Here is a 19,014-nt window from a genome sequence, read left to right as displayed (position 1 = left end):
TATATTTTAGCTCATATTATGAGAGAAACGGCATTTATTAAGCAAAATAAGGATAAATGGCTTGAATATGAAAAAGCTATTTTTACTAATTTACGTACAAAACCAGATTATCTGGCTCATTTGTATATTCAGTTAATGAATGACCTATCCTATGCTCAAACATATTACCCCAAAAGTAAAACTACAGTTTATTTAAATCATTTAGCCGCACAAACTTATCAAAAAATTTACAAAACTAAGAGACTAGAAGAAAATAGAATAAAACACTTTTTTACAACAGAGATTCCACTGGTTTTATATCAGTATAGAAAATATTTATATTTCAGTTTTTTGGTTTTCTTTATTTGTGTTTTCATTGGTACCATATCTACTAAATATGACTTAAGTTTTGTTCGTCTAATTCTTGGAGACTCCTATGTTAACGAAACATTAGAGAACATAAAGAATGGTGATTCTATGGCTATCTATAAATCTGGAAATAGTTTCTCTAGCTTTATTTTTATTACGGTCAATAATCTATACGTTGGGTTAAGAATGTTTATGTATGGCATTTTTGGTGGTGTTGGAACTTTAATTTTTATGTTTTATAATGGTATAATGATAGGTTCGTTTCAATATTTCTTTATTCAACAAAATGAATTTATTTCAAGTTTAAAGGGTGTTTGGCTTCATGGAACTTTTGAGATTTCAGCTTTAATCATTGAGGCTGCTGCTGGTTTTATTATAGGTGGTAGTTTGTTTTTTCCAAAAACTTTTTCTCGAATAGACTCTTTTAAAATAGGTTTTAAAAATGCTTTTAAAATTGTTTTAAGCACTATACCGTTAACTATTCTAGCTGGTTTTATCGAAGGATACATAACTCGATATTCGAAAGAAATGCCGGATATCTTAAATTATTTGATTATCTTTTTATCACTTGTTTTAGTTGCATTTTATTTTGTTATATATCCTCGTATTCTACATAAATCCATTAACACTAAACTATTTTAAATATGTTTCAACTATATAAAAAAAGAGATGTTTCTTCTTTAATATCTGACACTATATCACTTTTTAAAAGTGAGGGTAAAACTTTTTTTAAAAACTATTTTATCATTAATGGTCCTCTGCTTGCTGTATTGGTAGTTTGTATATATCTTTTAAGTGATAATCTTTTTTCTAGTGTATTTCAAAGTAACACCAATGTTGAAGCCTTATTAGGAAATGATTTTGTTTATTCAGGCTTTTTGGTAGTGATTTTAATTATTGCTTCTATATTATTCTCTGTTATATCATACACTTTTCCAATTCTATATTTAAAAAACATCGAAAATGATGTACCTCACACACCCAGTCTTTATCTAAAACAAATAAAAAGTGTTTGTGGGAGAGCTATCGTTTTTGCTTTAGGAACCTCTTTTTTGATTTTCCCTTTATTGGTTATATGTTTATTCGTTTCTGTTTTATTAATTTTTGTTATAATCGGTATTCCTATAATATTTATTCTCTGTGCATTTTCGGTTTCATGGATTAGCATTTCTTATTATGAATATATACATAATAAAACGTCGTTTTTTAATTCCTATGGAAAAGCTTTCGATATAATTAAAGCAAATTTCTGGACTACTATTGGTAACACTATAATTGTGTATTTAATAATACAAATTGTAACCAGCATTATTAGTTTTATACCTCAATCTTATTACTATTTCAAGCTATTTACTTCTTTGAATGACGGAACATCTATTGAGGATGAACTAAGCCCTTTGTTTGCCCTTGTAATGGGATTGACTATGATAATTTCTTTAATAGCTAGTTTTATTCTAAACAGCATAATGTTAATTAATCAAGGATTGATATATTATAGTGGTAAGGAAAATGAAAAAAGTTTTAACGCTTTTAATAGTATTGAAGAGATAGGCTCAAATGAAATTTAAAAAGTTCTTAACTAGCAGTATTTTGATATTGGGAAGTTTTGTTGTGCACTCACAAACTAATCCCGTAAAATCTGAATTAGATAGTATTATTCAAGATAAAACTTTTGATAAAAAGCTAACTGATTCTTTATCTTTTAAAATCGATGAGAACACCCCTTTAACGAATTATAAATTCAAATCTAAATTCAAAAAAGAATATATCGACGACACCGAATTTCATTATAACGAAGAAGAAAACAATAGTTTAGGCGCTAAACTGAAAAGGATTTGGAACGAAATTAAAAGTTGGCTAATTAGAAATCTAATCCCTTCTTCATCAGACCTAAACTCTTTATCAATATTTGTAAAAATTGGCTTTTGGTTACTCATAATTATTTTTTTATTTTTAATCATTAAATCAATAGTTAATAGAGATATTACTTGGATTTTCACAAGAAAGAAAAAGACTATTAAAACGGCTTTTGACATAATAGAAAAAGATATCAAGTCGATTGAATTTGAAGAGCTATTGGCAAAAACCATCCAAACAAAAGATTATCGATTAGCTATTCGCTATTATTATTTATGGTTGCTCCAAACACTCTCTAAACAACAATATATAAATTGGGAATTAGAAAAAACCAATGCTGATTATTTGAACGAAATTAAAGACTTGGATTTGAAAAATGAATTCAAATATCTTTCTTATCTATACAACAATGTTTGGTATGGTGAATTTCCTTTGGAAATTGAGGTATTCAATAGTGCATCTGCTTCCTTTGTTCAGACTTTAAATAAATTAAACAAATGAATCGTACACTAGTTAAATATGTCGGCTTATTTGTTGCTGTACTCATCCTGATTATTGGATTGGAATGGAGCAAACCAAAGCGCATTGACTGGCATGACACTAGTATGTCAATCAATAGTAAAAAACCTTTTGGACTCTATATATTCGACCAACAAATTGATGGTTTACTAAATGGAAAAAAGATTCATCATGTTAGCTCCTTTTCAGATACTTACTTAAAAAACTGGAATCAAGACAGTTTGGTCAAATCTAGTTTTCTCTACATAAATTACGATGCTTATCTAAGCAAAAGTATGATGGATACAATTTTAAATTTAGCTAATAAAGGAAATTCAATTTTTATAAGTTCTGCTCAATTTGATTACAACCTGCTTGATACTTTAGGTCTATCTAGCTATCAACATTATGTTCCAGAAGAGAATACATTTTCCGTTTGGACAACAAATCAAAACTTATCTAAAGGACGCTTTAATTTAAAAAGGGCTTTTACCAATTATTGCTTTGATATTCCTGATAAAAACAAAATAAATTATGAAGTTTTAGGTTTTCAAAACACTAGTGAAAAAACAGCGCCTAACTTTTTGAAAGCACCCTTTGGTGATGGACTTATCTATCTTCACACTCAACCTCTTGCCTTTTCAAATTATAACTTATTAGAAAGTAACAATCATCTTTATGTTGAAAACATTCTTTCTTACATTCAAACTGATGATGTTTATTGGGTTGCTAAGAAAACAGATTTAACAGAACCAGTATCATATTCATTATTAAGATTTATTTTAACAAATCCAAGTCTTAAATGGTCATGGTATTTCTTCTTAATTGGATTAATAGTATTTATTTGTTTTACAGCTAAAAGAAAGCAAAGAATAATACCCATTATTCATCCTGTTAAGAATACATCCGTTGAATTTACAAAGACAATTTCTGGGTTGTATATTGAAACAAAGGATTATAAAGGAATTATGCAAAAACAAATTAACCAAACACTAGAAGAAATTCGTAGGAAATACAGAATAGATACACGCATATTAAACTCTGATTTTATCGATGTATTTGAGTCTAAATCAGGTATAGATAGAAAAAACATCCAAAATTGGATTAATATAGTCAAATACATCCAATCAAATAGTATTGTAAAAGAAGAGGAATTTCTAATAAAATTAAATCAAGCAACGGAAAAATTATGGAACTAAATAATATGGAAAACGAAGCAAAGAGAGAAGAATTACATTTTGAATCTCGTTTGGATTTGAGCAAGTTACAAAACAAAACCGCAGAAATAAAACAAGAAATTCAAAAGGTGATAGTAGGTCAAGATAAAATTATTGACCAATTATTAGTCGCTTTATTAGTAAAAGGGCACATTCTGCTTGAAGGAGTTCCTGGGGTTGCCAAAACTCTAATTGCAAAATTGCTTTCACAAACCATCTCAACTGATTTTAGTAGAATCCAATTTACCCCTGATTTAATGCCATCTGATATATTAGGAACTTCCATCTTCAATATAAAAGCTTCAGAATTCGAGTTCAAGAAAGGACCAATATTCTCTAATTTAATATTAATTGACGAAATTAATAGAGCACCTGCTAAAACTCAAGCAGCGCTTTTTGAAGTAATGGAAGAAAACCAAGTAACCATGGATGGGATTACTTATAAAATGAAACAGCCTTTCCTAACTATTGCAACTCAAAATCCTATTGAACAAGAAGGAACTTATAGATTACCAGAAGCCCAACTAGACCGCTTCCTTTTCAAAATCATCATTGACTACCCAAATTTAGAAGAAGAAATTTCAATCCTTAAAAGAGAACATATTCGAGAAGAACTTTCTAAACTAGACGAGGTTAAAAGCATATTATCTCCTCTCGATTTAATTGAATTTCAAAATTTGACTAAAAAAATTCTTATTGAAGAAAATCTTATTGAATATATCGCAAAAATTGTTCTTAACACTCGAAATAATACATACTTATTTTTAGGTGCTTCTCCACGTGCTTCCCTTGCTATCTTAAACGCTTCTAAGGGATTTGCAGCATTAAATGGAAGAGATTTCGTTACACCTGAAGATATTAAAGAAGCTGCAACTCCTGTTTTGCAACACAGAATTGTAGTTAACCCAGAACGAGAGATGGAAGGTCTAACTGCACAAGAGATAATTCACCAAATTATTGAAACCATTGATATACCAAGGTAAATAGCCAAATCATGCATATAAAAAAACTCTACCTATATCCAAGATTTTATTATTGTTTTCTAACAATAATATTTCTTTTTATTATCTCTTTTTTTATACCAAAACTATATATAGGAATTTGGGTAGTTGTTTTTATATTTTTCACCATTGTTTTAATTGATTATTTATCTCTATTCGTTTCCAGTAAAAATGGTTTTTTAGCTGAAAGAATTATTCCGAAGAGATTGTCTAATGGGGATGAAAACCCAATTGAAATAACATTACGGAACAATTATTCGTTTAAAATATTTTGCGAAATAGTAGATGAAATTCCATACCAATTTCAAAATCGAAATTTCTCAATTGAGAAAACGCTAAATAAATACACCTCTGATGTTATAAAACATACTTTACGTCCAACCGCTAGAGGAGTTTATAATTTTGGAAAATTAAACATCTACATTGGATCTCCATTGAAATTAGTTTGTAGACGTTATGTTTTTTCGGATGATAATTCAATTTCCTGTTACCCTTCTTTTATTCAAATGAAACAATTAGAACTTCTTACTTTTAGTACTTCTAAAGTACCGTTAGGTTTCAAAAAAATCAGACGAATTGGACATACGCTTGAATTTGAACAAATTAAAAATTATGTCTCTGGAGATGATATTAGAACCATCAACTGGAAATCGACCGCAAAAAACAACCAGTTAATGGTAAACCAGTATCAAGATGAGACAAGACAATCAATCTATCTTTTGATTGACAAGGGACGAGTTATGCAAATGCCTTTTAATGAATTGAACCTTTTAGACTATGCAATTAATGCCACTTTAGCGCTATCAAATATAATTCTTAGAAAAAATGATAAGGTTAGTGTCATGACTTACTCTGACAAAATAAAAACCCTAGCAACATTAAGTTCTGAAAAAGTACAAATGCAGAAAATTATGGAAATGCTTTACAGCATTGACACTAATTTCGTTGAAAGTGATTACGGCAGATTATATGCAACTATAAAACATACCATTTCACATCGTTCCTTATTGATTTTATTTACTAATTTTGAGACCATAGAAGGAATGCATAGGCAACTCCCCTATCTTAGGGCTATGTCGAGAAATCACGTGTTATTAGTAGTGTTTTTTGAGAATACTGAACTAAAAAAATTAACCTCGAAAAGGGCTACAAAAACAGAACACATTTTTGACAAAGTGATAGCTGAACAATTTATATACGACAAGAAATTAATTATTAATGAGCTTCAAAAATTTGGTATACATTCTGTGTTGACTAATCCTGAAGATTTAAGTCTAAACACCATAAATAAATACTTAGAAATAAAAGCTCGTGGCATCATTTAAAATGATAAAAAAAATAGAAAGCGTACAGAATCCTTACATTAAATCTTTAGTGCAACTTCAAGAAAAAGCTAAAGCCAGAAAACAATCAAATAGTTTTATAATTGAAGGTCAAAGAGAAATTCAATTAGCCAAAAAAGGTGGCTATGAATTAATTACAATTCTTTATTGCAATGAATTCATGAATAACATTGATATTAATCAATATGTTGAAAATCACACTGAAATTATAGAAATATCTAAAGATGTTTATCAAAAATTAGCATACAGAGATACTACTGAAGGAATTATTGCTGTTGCTCAACAAAAAACACATTTTCTAGATGATTTAAAGCTTAGTAAGAACCCTCTTATTTTAATTGCCGAAGCACTTGAAAAACCAGGTAATATTGGAGCTATTCTTCGTACAGCTGATGCTGCAAAAGTAGATGCTGTTATTATTGCAAACCCAAAAACAGAGTTATACAATCCGAACAGTATTCGTTCTAGCGTTGGCTGTGTATTTACTAATCAAATTGCACTAGACACTACAGAAAGAGTGATACAGTTCTTAAAAGATAAAGGAATATCAATCTACAGTGCAACTCTTCAAGATTCAAATGCCTATCATTTAGAGGATTTCACTACCCCAACTGCACTAGTGGTGGGAACTGAAGCAACAGGTCTTTCCTCTTTATGGAGACAAGAAAGCTCTCAAAATATAAATATACCGATGAGTGGAGAGATAGATTCGATGAATGTTTCTGTCGCTGCTGCTATATTGGTTTTTGAAGCAAAAAGACAACGTAACTTTGAATAGATCATGAAAAACTGGTTTTTATATAGCATTTTTTTAGTCTCTACCTCAATCTACTCTCAGGAAATCAACAATGAAATAGATAAAGTAACTCTTAGAGCTATGGAACTTTTTGACGTTCCAGGAATAGCAGTTGCTGTTGTCAAAGACGGAAAAGTAATCCATTCTAAAGGTTATGGAGTACGTTCTATCAAACACCAAGAAAAGGTAGACATCTATACTAATTTTGGTATTGCTTCTAACAGTAAAGCATTTACTAGTGCTGCACTGGCTATATTAATTGATCAGAACAAACTAAATTGGGACGACAAAGTTATTGAATACATACCTGAGTTTAAAATGTATAACGAATATGTTACTCAAGAATTCACTATCAGAGATCTATTAACTCATCGAAGTGGTCTAGGTTTGGGAGCAGGTGATTTAATGATCTGGCCCGATGGACATAATTTTACTTCCAAAGATATTATTCACAATATACAATTCTTAAAACCCGTGTCTTCATTTAGGACAAAATATGACTACGACAATTTACTGTATATTATTGCAGGTGTGATTATAGAGCGTGTAAGCGGAATGAGTTGGGCTTCATTTGTAGAAAAAGAGATAATGGACCCCCTACATATGACGAATAGTGCTGGTAATTGGAATAGACTAGTGGATAAATCTAATGTAATAGACCCACATGTACCAATAGATGGTAAGCTTCAAGTAATTGATCGCTACACCAATACAATATTTGACGCAGCTGCTGGGATCTACAGCAATGTGGATGATTTATCTAAATGGGTATTAATGCAATTAAATGCTGGTAAAAATGGTGATGAAATTATATTTTCAAAAAAACAGCACGCTGAAATGTGGACACCTCAAACATTGATGACCAATCAAACAATTTCTCCTTACTTTTCATTATTCAAAGCTTATGGATTAGGTTGGCAACTTACAGACGTATCAGGAAAACTTCAAGTTTCACATACTGGTGGTTTAGAGGGAATTGTTACTCAAATAACCTTGTTACCTCAAGAGAATTTAGGAATAATTGTTTTAACTAATCAACAGTCTGGTTATGCTTTTAGCGCAATAACGAATACTGTCAAAAACTATTACTTAGGCTTACCATACTTTGACTTTAATCAAGACTATTTTGATAAAAGTCATACTAATCTAAAAAATGCTGACAGTATTACAGATGCTGTTTGGTTAAAAGCTACGAACAAAAGTAAAGAGGCCATTGAACAATTGGATTCTTTGGTCGGAAAATATAAAGATAATTGGTTTGGAAGTGTATCTATTTTCAAAAAAAATGGCATATACATCTTCAAATCAGACCGTTCTCCTCAATTAATAGGTGAACTTATGTACTACGATAAAGACACGTTTACTATAAAATGGTTTAATAGATATTTCAACGCAGATGCGTTTTTATATCTTGAAAATATTCAATCAAAGTCCAATCGATTTAAAATGAAAGCGATTTCTCCTTTAACAGACTTTAGCTATGATTTCCAAGATTTAGACTTCGTTCGTCTAAATGAAATCAACTTATGACAAACAAATTTTAATTTTTATTTGCTATATAGATTAATTAATCTAAATTTGGTAAACTTTAAATTTTATTTAACATTCAACAATAGCCTACAAAAATTGTATAAATATGAACAGACTTAGTAATTTTAATTTCAATCTAAACAAACGAAAATCATTGAGTTACGCTATACTAGCTGTCTTTATGGTGTTTGGTTTTCAGTCAAATGCTCAAATCGCTAAACACAAGAGGTTTGCAAGTGACTATAAATGGAAAGTTAACTTACAAACAAACTTTATGGATACTAATTTCGATAAAGAGAAACCAGTGAATACAGAGAATTGGAGTATGTTACCTTACCCTTCAAAAATTTCCATTGAAAGAAAACTTATTGATCATTTATCAGTAGAAGTTGGTTTTTCAATGAATAAGATTGAAAAAGGAAAGAATGTAGGAGGGTTTATTACCAATGATGAATTAAATGCATTATCTATAGACGGTACTTTTAAATATAGTATTGGTGGATTATTCCAAATCCCAATAGTAGATCCATACATCGGAGTTGGTATGGGATACTCTGAAATAAATAGTGAGAGCTTTCCGACCTTCAACTATGGAGGTGGAGTTAATATTTGGTTAGCTGATACTGGCTTATTTGGAGATTATGTATATACCAGAGATAGAATTGTAAATAGATTAGGATTAACTCTAGAGGCATACGGAAAGAAAAATCTTGACAATGGTCCAGGTAGTAATCTACAATTGGCTGCTGGAGTATTTTTCGTATTCTAAGAACAAAATTAAACAAATAAAAAAACCGCTTTATAAGCGGTTTTTTTATTTGAGCGCTATTCAAATATCCCCCCCCTTTACTTGCTTTTTATATTTCTTTCTTCTACTTTTAGTACATAAGTTTTCAACAATTAATATATGACTGAGGTAGAAATTGAAAAGGAAAATAAAGCTATTGCACAAGAGTACAAAGAGCTACTTCGCATTAGTTATCAAACACTAACAGATGAAGACAAAAAATTAATAAGGAAAGCCTTTGATGTTGCTGTAGAGGCACATAAAGATCAACGAAGAAAGTCTGGAGAAGCCTATATATTTCATCCCATAGCAGTAGCTAAAATCGTAGCAGCAGAAATTGGATTAGGTCCGACCTCTATTGCGGCAGCTTTAATGCACGATGTGGTAGAAGATACTGACATAACTATTGAGCAAATTTCTAAATGGTTTAATCCAAAAATAGCTCAAATTGTAGAAGGTCTTACTAAAATGGCTATGCTTGAACCAGATACTCACATCTCCATGCAAGCTGAAAACTATAGAAAAATGCTACTGACTCTAAATGATGATGTTCGTGTTATTCTAATTAAAATTGCTGACCGTTTGCATAATATGCAAACAATGGATAGTATGGCTCCTTATAAACAAGCTAAAATAGCATCGGAGACTTTATACATTTATGCTCCTTTAGCACATCGTTTAGGTCTTTTTAATATTAAGACAAAACTAGAAGATCTAGGACTAAAATACACAGAACCTGAAGTTTATCAATCTATCGTTGATAAGATGAAAGAAACTAAGGAAGAACAAGAGGCCTATATAGAAATGACTTCCTCAGTATTAAGAGATGCTCTGAATCAAGAAGGTATTGAATACACCTTAAAAGGCAGGCCGAAATCCGTCTATTCTATTCGTAGAAAGATGAAAGCTCAAAACGTAACATTTGAAGAAGTATATGATAAGTTTGCTATCCGTATTATCTATAAATCATCTCAACATGAAGAAAAATTTATTGCTTGGAAAATCTATTCTATAGTAACAGATTTTTACAGACCTAGCCCCAGTAGATTACGAGATTGGATTTCCGCCCCTAAGTCGACTGGTTATGAAGCACTTCATATAACTGTAATGGGACCAAAAGGTCGATGGGTTGAGATTCAGATTAGAAGTGAACGTATGGATGAAATAGCCGAGAAAGGTTATGCAGCTCATTATAAATATAAGCAAGGTTTTAATGAAGAAAATAGTCTTGATATTTGGTTAAATCAACTTAAAGAAGCATTAGAAAGCGCGGAAAGCAATGCTGTTGACTTTGTTGAAGATTTTAAACTAAACTTATATTCAAAAGAAATATATGTATTTACTCCCAAAGGTGAGTTAAAGTCATTGCCTAAAGGCGCCACCGCTTTAGATTTCGCTTTTAGTATTCACTCAGAAGTTGGATTACGCACGCGAGGAACACGAGTTAATGGTCGGTTAGTACCACTAAATCATGTATTAAACAGTGGAGATCAAGTAGAAATTATCACCTCTGAACATCAAAAGCCAAACGTTAACTGGCTTGATTATGTAACAACTTCAAGGGCTAAAAATAAAATTAAAAATGTTCTCAATGAAAGCACAAAGAAGATAGCAGAAGAGGGTAAAGAACAATTGATTCGAAAATTGCGCCATCTTAAAATAACTTTAGATGAGAAGACTATAAATGAAATGGTTAATCTATTTAGATTAAAAACAAGTCAGGATTTATTCTATAGAGTTGGAGCTGGTATTATAGATAATACTCAGCTTAAAGAATACGCTTCTCAAAGAAACAACTCACTTTTTAATTTTTTCAAAAAAACAATTAAGCGACACCCATCTCCTCACTCAGAAATAACATCTATTAAAGATTCATCTAATCTTGATTTGTTAGTTTTTGGAAAAGAAAAGGAAAAACTAGATTACAAACTAGCTAGTTGTTGTAATCCTATACCTGGTGATGAGGTTTTTGGTTTTGTTACTATTAATGAAGGTATTAAAATTCATAGAGCCGATTGCCCAAATGCAATTAGTTTACAATCAAATTATGCTTATAGAATTCTACAAGCACAATGGGTTGATTCTTCAAAAGAAAACTTTGAAGCTACCATAAAGATCACAGGTTTAGACTCTATAGGTCTTACAACTCAAATAACTAAAATTATCACGAATTCTATGGGTGTAAATATTAAAAGTATTTCTTTAAGTGAAAATGCAGGAGTCTTTAATGGTCAAATCACAGTAATCGTTCCAAACAATACAGTCCTTAAGAAAATGATACTAAATATTAAGAAAATAGAAGGAGTTGACAAAGTCTTACGTTCAAATTAACGAATAGCTCATCGAAGACTTTTTCATTTAAAACATTTCTAAATTCAAAACTATAATCACAATAAAAAATAGCCTTATATTTGCAGTAATATTATCAAGATAAATGGGAACTCAGAACAACCAAGAAATAGTTAAAAATGTATTTACTAAGTATTTAGAAGAGCGAGGACATAGAAAAACTCCAGAACGCTATGCTATTTTACAGGAAATATATGATAGTGAAGATCACTTTGATATTGAATCTCTATATATCAAAATGAAGAATAAGAATTATCGGGTTAGTAGAGCGACACTTTATAATACAATTGAACTTCTATTAGAATGTGCCTTGGTGAGAAGACACCAATTCGGTCAAAATCAAGCGCACTACGAAAAGTCATATTTTGACAAACAACATGACCATATCATTTTAACCGATACGGGGGAGGTAATTGAATTTTGTGACCCAAGAATTCAAACAATAAAAAAAACGATTGAAGAAGTATTTAACATTGAAATACACAATCATTCATTATACTTATATGGTGTTAGAAAAGAGAAATCTGACATTGAAACTAAGAACGACTAACAATTAACAACACAATAAAAAATGACAGTAGATTTACTACTTGGTTTGCAATGGGGAGATGAAGGAAAAGGAAAAATAGTTGATGTCCTTACTTCTAAATACGATATTATTGCACGCTTCCAAGGCGGTCCAAATGCAGGACATACGCTAGAATTTGACGGAATTAAACATGTATTACGTACCATTCCTTCTGGGATATTTCATACCAACTCTATCAACATTATTGGAAATGGAGTAGTAATTGATCCCGTTGTATTTATTAAAGAAATTGAAGGTCTTGAAAAATTCAACATCGACTTATACAGACGATTGTTAATTTCCCGAAAAGCCCATTTAATTCTACCTACTCATCGTCTTCTTGATGCTGCTTCTGAAACAGCAAAAGGAAAAGCGAAGATTGGTTCTACTCTAAAAGGTATTGGTCCAACATATATGGATAAAACAGGTAGAAATGGACTTCGAGTAGGAGATACTGAATTGGAGGATTTTAAAACTCGTTACCGTCACTTAGCGGATAAACATGAAGCGATGATTTCTTTTCATGATGTAAATCTACAATACAATCTACAAGAATTAGAAGATGAGTTCTTTGATGCAGTTGAGCAATTGAAAAAATTCCAATTCATCGATAGTGAAGGATACATCCATAACGCTTTAAAGGAAGAAAAAAGTATACTAGCAGAAGGTGCACAAGGCTCTCTTTTAGATATTGACTTTGGTACTTATCCTTTTGTTACTTCTTCTAATACTACAGCTGCTGGAGCTTGTACAGGTTTAGGAGTTCCTCCAAATAAAGTTAAAAACGTATTCGGTATTTTTAAAGCATACACTACACGTGTTGGAAGTGGACCTTTTCCTACTGAGTTAATGGATGAAATTGGAGCAACAATGGCAAAAGCTGGTAATGAATTTGGTTCTGTTACCGGGAGAGCTAGACGTTGTGGTTGGTTAGACTTAGTTGCACTAAAATATGCTGTTCAAGTTAATGGTGTTACAGAGCTTTATATGATGAAGGGAGATGTTCTATCAGGATTTGACACACTAAAAGTTTGTACTGCTTACAAATACAAAGGTGAATTGATTGATCACTTACCTTATAATATTGAGCCTGAAAACGTATCTCCAATATACACTGAGAAAAAAGGCTGGAAAGCAGATTTAACAGGAATGACGACTTACGATGAATTACCTGTTGAATTAAAAGATTACATTAAGTTTATTGAAGATTATCTTGAGGTGCCAATAAAAATAATTTCTGTTGGACCCGATAGAACACAAACTATCCATAAACAATAATATTTCAAAAAGCATCTCTATCTTAATGAGATGCTTTTTTATTATATAATATACTCTTAATAAAAATTTAGTAGCAATTTTTTAATTACATTTGAAGAAATTTTAGTGACTTGAAGACCTATTTCCTATTTTTTATACTATTTTTTTTATCAAATACTGTATCCGCTCAGGACTCAAAAAAAATTATAATCCATCACTCCGATTTTAGTGAAATTAACGAAGCTATTATACCAGACGCAGTTATGCTTAGTGGTAATATTTCTGCGGAACATGATGGTGTATTAATACAATGTAACAAAGCTTATTTCTTCGAAAAAGAAAACTATATCAAACTATTTGGTGATGTTGTTATGAATCAAGGAGATACTATTCATATGAATAGTAAATACGCTGAATACAATGGCATCAACGGATTTGCATATGCAACTGGTGATGTGTTATTGCGTTCCCCAGATTCAACACTAGAAACAGACACTTTACACTTTGACAGAGGTCAAAATCTAGTTCATTATGATTCATTTGCTACTATTATAAACAAGGGAAACACCTTAACTAGTAAGGCAGGTAAATATTTCTTAACCGAGAAGAAATTTCAATTCTTCAATTCCGTAACAATTACCACCGATCAAGGTACTATAGTAAAATCCAATCACCTCGATTTTTATGAAGTTCCTCAGCATTCTTATGTCTTTGGACCTTCTACAATTACGAATGAGGATAATTATATCTACACAGAGAATGGATTCTATGATGTAAAAAATGATATAGGAAAACTAATTAAAAACTCTCATATTATTTATGACGATAGAAAGATTGAAGGAGATTCTATTTATTATGACAAAAACAGAGATTTCTCCTCTGCTACAAATCATGTAAGAATAACAGATACCATAAACAAGACTATCATAAAGGGTCACTATGCAGAAATGTATAGAGAAAGAGATTCCATGTTTGTCACAAAGAAAGCTTTGATAAGTGCTTTAACTGAAGAAAAAGACTCTGTCTATCTTCACGCTAAAAGAATACTTGTGACCGGAAAAACAGATCAACGGGTTATTAGAGCATTTAATGATGCCCGCATATTTAAAACAGACATGAGCGGTAAAAGCGACTCTATTCATTGGAATCAAAATATTGGTCTTACTCAAATGATAGGCCGTCCTGTTTTATGGAATGGAGAAAGCCAACTTACAGGAGAGGTCATCCACCTATTAAACAATCCAATCTCAGAACAACTCGACTCATTAAAAGTTCTGAATAATGCCTTTATGATTCAAAAAGATTCTTTAGGAACTGGTTTTAATCAAGTTAAGGGTGCTAATATGTACGGTAAGTTTAAAGAAAACAAACTCTACGAACTAGATTTGATAAAAAACGCTGAGATCATTTACTTCATGTATAATGATAATGATGAGTTTATAGGTATCAATAAAGGAATATGCAGTCAAATTCACGTTGAATTAGATAACAACAAGATTGAAACAGCAACCTTAATGGTTGCTCCTAAAAGCGAAATTTATCCAAAAGATGAGCTTCCAGAAAATGCGCAGAAACTAAAAGACTTTCAATGGAGAGGTGATGAACGTATTCTAACATTAGATGCTATTTTTCCAGAATCTGAATTAGAGTTGGAAAGTAAAGCCATTGAGAATAGTGTTATCCAAAGACAAGAAGCTGAAGAACCAATGGAGGTACTTGGCGAAACTCTGGAAGTCAATAAAGAAAAACAACCCACTAACAAGCAATAGTTAGACAATAAAAGAAACTTAAAACATAATGTTGAAAGAAGATTTTTTAAAATATCAAGCACAAACTTCCCCTAATCCTATAGGAATGAAAGTCTCTCATGCTAAAGGAAGCTATATATATGACACCAATAATCAGAAGCATTTAGATTTCGTAGCTGGTGTTTCAGCATGTACTCTAGGTCATCAACACCCAAGAGTTACCAATGCTATTAAAGACCAATTAGATAAATATGCACACGTAATGGTATATGGAGAATATATACAAGACCCCGCAGTTGCATTTTGTAAATTATTAGCTGAGCACTTACCTCCTAGCCTTAATAAAACTTATTTAGTCAATTCTGGTACTGAAGCGACAGAAGGGGCTTTGAAACTCGCAAAACGTGTAACTGGTCGCAGTCAGTTAATTTCATGTTTTAATGCATATCACGGCAATACTATGGGATCCATGAGTGTTATGGGGTTTGAAGAACGTAAACGTGCATTTAGACCATTATTACCTGATGTAGATTTTATAAACTTCAACTGTGAGGAAGATTTAAAAAAGATCACAAATAAAACTGCTTGCGTTATATTGGAAACGATTCAAGGAGGTGCTGGTTTTTTACAACCGGAAAATGGCTTCTTAACAAAAGTTAGAAAACGTTGTGACGAGGTTGGAGCTTTAATGATTTTAGATGAAATTCAACCAGGTTTTGGACGAACGGGTACTTTGTTTGGATTCGAAAACTACAATGCAATTCCAGATGTAATAGTCATGGGTAAAGGTATGGGAGGAGGAATGCCTGTAGGTGCGTTTACTGCTAATGAAAAACACATGGATTTATTATTCGACAATCCAAAGTTTGGACATATCACAACTTTTGGGGGACATCCCGTAATCGCTGCTGCTTGCTTAGCAACATTACAAGAATTAGTTGAAACAGATTTAATGCCATTAGCTTTAGAGAAGGAAAAAATATTTAGAAAGCGTCTAGTTCATCCCTTAATAACAGACATTCGAGGAAAAGGTCTAATGCTAGCACCAATGACATTAAGTGCAGATATAACCAATCGAGTAATTGTCAAATGTCAGGAAAAAGGTGTGATATTATTCTGGCTTCTTTTTGAAGGAAAAGCTATACGTATTACTCCACCTCTAACAATTTCGGAAGATGAAATCAATGAAGGGTGTAATCTTATCTTAGAAGCACTTGACGAGGTTCAAAAAGAACTCTCACTATAACATTATTTTACTTTCAAATTATTGGAATTTGAAGTAACTTTATGCAAACTCTATAATTTTACTATGTATTTAGATAACGAAGAAGAAGAGTACAATTTATCGCTTTCCCGTTTTGAATCAATGCTAAAAACCAACAAGGTCTTATTCTTTGATTCAGAAGAGTTTGAAAACATAATACTACACTATTTAGATTCTGGCAAATTGAATTTAGCTAAAAAAGCTCTTAATCTAGGTCTCGACCAGCATCCTCATTCAACAGGATTAAAATTGGTGCAGGTGGAACTTTTTATTTTCCAAGATAAATTAGAACTAGCTGATAGACTCCTAAATGAATTAGAGGAAATCGAATCTAACAACGAAGAAATTTATATCCAAAGAGCTAATATTTATTCAAAAAAAGGATTGCATCATGAAGCGATTAAATCTCTTCAAACCGCTCTTAAATATACAGAAGACTTTCCTGACGTTTATTCTTTATTAGGAATGGAGTATCTTTTTGTTGATGAAATTCAAAAAGCCAAGGAAAGCTTTATTCTGTGTCTAAAATATGATATTGAAGACCAATCCGCCTTATACAACATTGTATATTGTTTTGATTTTTTAGACGAGAATAAAGAAGCAATAACTTTCCTAGAAGAATTTATAAATAGCAATCCATATAGTGAAATAGCTTGGCATCAATTAGGACGTCAATTTTTCACTTTAAAAGATTTTGATAAAGCAGTATGGGCTTTCGATTATGCTACACTCATTGACGAGCATTTTATAGGTGCTTATATGGAAAAAGGAAAAGCTCAAGAGAAACAAAAAAAATATAAGGAAGCAATCGAAAGTTACTTAATGACTATTGAATTAGATGCTCCTACTTCATACGCCTTATTGCGAATTGGGAACTGTTATGAAAAATTGGAAGAATATGTTTTAGCAAAGAAATATTACAAAGATGCTATACATGAAGACCCATCACTAGATAAAGCATGGATTGCAATTGCCGACTTATATGTTACGCTTGAAAGATTCAAAAAAGCATTATTCTATTTGAAAAAAGCAATTCAAATTGACGACCAAAATGAAAAATATTGGGTAAGATACGCTTTGTTCAACAAAACGTTACTTCAATTTAAAGATGCTGAAATAGGTTATAAAAACGCCGCCGAATGTGGAGAGTTCTCTCTAGAACACTGGTTAGATTGGGCAGACTTATTGTGCATTTTAGGTGATTATGACGGTGCAATTGAAAAATTACTTCAAATCTCTGAATTCCACAATGACCATGCTTCTGTAGAATGTAGATTAGCAGCAGTATATTTTATTTTGAATGAATATTCAAAAGGAACTTATCACCTTACTATAGCTTTAAATAAAGATTATAAAAGTGTAGAAATCCTACAAAACAACTTCCCTCTTGTTTGGGAAAATCCAATAATTCAAAACATAATTGCCAAATACAATAAAGACAGTAAATCTTTAGATTAAACTAGTCTCACCTATAAAGAAAATTATATGAGAAAAATATTTCCTGACTACCTTATAATAACATTAAAAGGAATGGCAATTGGAGCTGCTGATGTAGTCCCTGGTGTTTCAGGGGGAACAATAGCTTTTATTTCAGGAATCTATGAAGAATTAATAAAATCAATAAACGGAGTTAATTTTAGTTTAATCACAACCTTTAAAAATGAAGGTATAAAGGCTACGTGGAGACAATTAAACGGAAGTTTTTTAGTTTCTTTATTAATAGGTGTTTTTATAAGTATTCTCAGCTTTGCAAAACTTATTACTCATTTATTACAAGAAAAACCGGTATTAGTCTGGGCGTTCTTTTTTGGATTAGTAATTGCCAGTATTGTTATAATGTGGAAGGAAGTTAGTAATTGGACTCTCAAAAATGGAATAGGATTGGTGATTGGCGCAATAGTAGCCTACCTTATCACCATAATGAAACCCTCGACAGCTATGGATTCTTATTTCTATCTTTTCATCTCTGGTTTTATAGCAATCATTGCTATGATATTACCAGGTATATCTGGTGCTTTTATTTTACTTTTAATGGGTTCTTACAAAACTGTTATAGGTCTATTAAACAGCCTACGAGAAAATACATTTAATTGGAATTGGGAGTTACTCTACCCTATTCTTCTAAAAATCATGACGTTTGCTATAGGAGCACTTCTTGGTATAAAAATATTCTCTAAAGTTTTAAATTGGATGTTTACAAATCATAAAAACTTAACCTTCTCTATTCTTATAGGTTTTATGATCGGTTCTTTGAATAAACTATGGCCATGGAAAGAAGTTCTTGAATCTACGTCGGATTCACATGGAAAAATTGTTCCACTGGTAGAAAAAAACATAAATCCAATTCATTTTGATGGAGATCCACAAATAGTCTTGGTTGGATTGCTTTGCATTTTAGGAATTTTCTTAATTTTGATGTTAGAAAAGTTAGCAAAATATAAAGTTGCATAA

The 19,014-nt window shown here is 31.4% G+C and carries 16 protein-coding genes; all 16 read left to right on the top strand.

Annotated features, from left to right (window positions below):
* Positions 1–18: 18 nt before the first annotated feature.
* The 16 genes from BM024_RS08705 (at position 19) to BM024_RS08630 (ending at position 19,014) form a co-directional block, all read left to right on the top strand.
* The gene (locus BM024_RS08705) at positions 19–990 is read left to right on the top strand and encodes a stage II sporulation protein M (protein ID WP_090679328.1); all 972 of its coding nucleotides are present in this window, start codon (positions 19–21) and stop codon (positions 988–990) included.
* A 2-nt stretch (positions 991–992) separates the two neighbouring features.
* Positions 993–1,916, top strand: coding sequence for a hypothetical protein (locus BM024_RS08700; RefSeq protein WP_090679327.1), 924 nt, complete (start codon positions 993–995; stop codon positions 1,914–1,916).
* Positions 1,906–2,706 (top strand): hypothetical protein, encoded by an 801-nt coding sequence (locus tag BM024_RS08695; RefSeq protein WP_090679325.1) that lies wholly within the window; start codon positions 1,906–1,908, stop codon positions 2,704–2,706. Before BM024_RS08700 ends, BM024_RS08695 begins: the two co-directional genes overlap by 11 nt.
* Positions 2,703–3,902, top strand: a complete 1,200-nt coding sequence (locus BM024_RS08690) for a DUF4350 domain-containing protein (RefSeq protein WP_090679323.1) — start codon at positions 2,703–2,705, stop codon at positions 3,900–3,902. Before BM024_RS08695 ends, BM024_RS08690 begins: the two co-directional genes overlap by 4 nt.
* A gap of 5 nt (positions 3,903–3,907) precedes the next feature.
* Positions 3,908–4,903, top strand: coding sequence for an AAA family ATPase (locus BM024_RS08685; RefSeq protein ID WP_090679448.1), 996 nt, complete (start codon positions 3,908–3,910; stop codon positions 4,901–4,903).
* 11 nt (positions 4,904–4,914) lie between these two features.
* Complete coding sequence (locus BM024_RS08680) at positions 4,915–6,246, top strand: DUF58 domain-containing protein (protein WP_090679321.1); 1,332 nt, start codon at positions 4,915–4,917, stop codon at positions 6,244–6,246.
* Position 6,247: 1 nt separating this feature from the next.
* Entirely contained in the window at positions 6,248–7,042 is a 795-nt protein-coding gene (locus BM024_RS08675) for a TrmH family RNA methyltransferase (RefSeq protein WP_177190187.1), read from the top strand.
* A 3-nt stretch (positions 7,043–7,045) separates the two neighbouring features.
* Positions 7,046–8,590 (top strand): serine hydrolase, encoded by a 1,545-nt coding sequence (locus BM024_RS08670; protein ID WP_090679319.1) that lies wholly within the window; start codon positions 7,046–7,048, stop codon positions 8,588–8,590.
* Positions 8,591–8,696: 106 nt separating this feature from the next.
* Positions 8,697–9,359 carry a hypothetical protein gene (locus BM024_RS08665; protein WP_090679317.1) on the top strand — a complete coding sequence of 221 codons (663 nt, stop codon included), beginning with the start codon at positions 8,697–8,699 and terminating at the stop codon, positions 9,357–9,359.
* Between the two features lie 138 nt (positions 9,360–9,497).
* On the top strand, positions 9,498–11,708 hold the full coding sequence (locus BM024_RS08660) for a RelA/SpoT family protein (protein WP_090679315.1): 2,211 nt from the start codon (positions 9,498–9,500) through the stop codon (positions 11,706–11,708).
* 103 nt (positions 11,709–11,811) lie between these two features.
* Positions 11,812–12,276, top strand: a complete 465-nt coding sequence (locus BM024_RS08655) for a Fur family transcriptional regulator (RefSeq protein WP_090679313.1) — start codon at positions 11,812–11,814, stop codon at positions 12,274–12,276.
* A gap of 21 nt (positions 12,277–12,297) precedes the next feature.
* A complete protein-coding gene (locus tag BM024_RS08650; protein WP_090679311.1) occupies positions 12,298–13,572 on the top strand; it encodes an adenylosuccinate synthase in 1,275 nt (424 codons plus the stop codon).
* A gap of 110 nt (positions 13,573–13,682) precedes the next feature.
* Positions 13,683–15,320 (top strand): OstA-like protein, encoded by a 1,638-nt coding sequence (locus BM024_RS08645; RefSeq protein ID WP_090679310.1) that lies wholly within the window; start codon positions 13,683–13,685, stop codon positions 15,318–15,320.
* Positions 15,321–15,351: 31 nt separating this feature from the next.
* The gene (locus BM024_RS08640; protein WP_177190193.1) at positions 15,352–16,545 is read left to right on the top strand and encodes an aspartate aminotransferase family protein; all 1,194 of its coding nucleotides are present in this window, start codon (positions 15,352–15,354) and stop codon (positions 16,543–16,545) included.
* Positions 16,546–16,608: 63 nt separating this feature from the next.
* Entirely contained in the window at positions 16,609–18,021 is a 1,413-nt protein-coding gene (locus tag BM024_RS08635; protein WP_090679306.1) for a tetratricopeptide repeat protein, read from the top strand.
* Positions 18,022–18,048: 27 nt separating this feature from the next.
* Positions 18,049–19,014 carry a DUF368 domain-containing protein gene (locus tag BM024_RS08630; protein WP_090679304.1) on the top strand — a complete coding sequence of 322 codons (966 nt, stop codon included), beginning with the start codon at positions 18,049–18,051 and terminating at the stop codon, positions 19,012–19,014.

Source organism: Myroides guanonis (assembly GCF_900114085.1).
GTDB classification, from domain to species: domain Bacteria; phylum Bacteroidota; class Bacteroidia; order Flavobacteriales; family Flavobacteriaceae; genus Flavobacterium; species Flavobacterium guanonis.
This window is presented reverse-complemented; position numbering and strand designations above follow the sequence as displayed.

Excerpts from the sequence above, each read along its gene's own strand:
- BM024_RS08705 (WP_090679328.1), top strand. The coding sequence starts at position 19 with ATGAGAGAAACGGCATTTATTAAGCAAAATAAGGATAAATGGCTTGAA.
- BM024_RS08700 (WP_090679327.1), top strand. The coding sequence starts at position 993 with ATGTTTCAACTATATAAAAAAAGAGATGTTTCTTCTTTAATATCTGAC.
- BM024_RS08695 (WP_090679325.1), top strand. The coding sequence starts at position 1,906 with ATGAAATTTAAAAAGTTCTTAACTAGCAGTATTTTGATATTGGGAAGT.
- BM024_RS08690 (WP_090679323.1), top strand. The coding sequence starts at position 2,703 with ATGAATCGTACACTAGTTAAATATGTCGGCTTATTTGTTGCTGTACTC.
- BM024_RS08685 (WP_090679448.1), top strand. The coding sequence starts at position 3,908 with ATGGAAAACGAAGCAAAGAGAGAAGAATTACATTTTGAATCTCGTTTG.
- BM024_RS08680 (WP_090679321.1), top strand. The coding sequence starts at position 4,915 with ATGCATATAAAAAAACTCTACCTATATCCAAGATTTTATTATTGTTTT.
- BM024_RS08675 (WP_177190187.1), top strand. The coding sequence starts at position 6,248 with ATGATAAAAAAAATAGAAAGCGTACAGAATCCTTACATTAAATCTTTA.
- BM024_RS08670 (WP_090679319.1), top strand. The coding sequence starts at position 7,046 with ATGAAAAACTGGTTTTTATATAGCATTTTTTTAGTCTCTACCTCAATC.
- BM024_RS08665 (WP_090679317.1), top strand. The coding sequence starts at position 8,697 with ATGAACAGACTTAGTAATTTTAATTTCAATCTAAACAAACGAAAATCA.
- BM024_RS08660 (WP_090679315.1), top strand. The coding sequence starts at position 9,498 with ATGACTGAGGTAGAAATTGAAAAGGAAAATAAAGCTATTGCACAAGAG.
- BM024_RS08655 (WP_090679313.1), top strand. The coding sequence starts at position 11,812 with ATGGGAACTCAGAACAACCAAGAAATAGTTAAAAATGTATTTACTAAG.
- BM024_RS08650 (WP_090679311.1), top strand. The coding sequence starts at position 12,298 with ATGACAGTAGATTTACTACTTGGTTTGCAATGGGGAGATGAAGGAAAA.
- BM024_RS08635 (WP_090679306.1), top strand. The coding sequence starts at position 16,609 with ATGTATTTAGATAACGAAGAAGAAGAGTACAATTTATCGCTTTCCCGT.
- BM024_RS08630 (WP_090679304.1), top strand. The coding sequence starts at position 18,049 with ATGAGAAAAATATTTCCTGACTACCTTATAATAACATTAAAAGGAATG.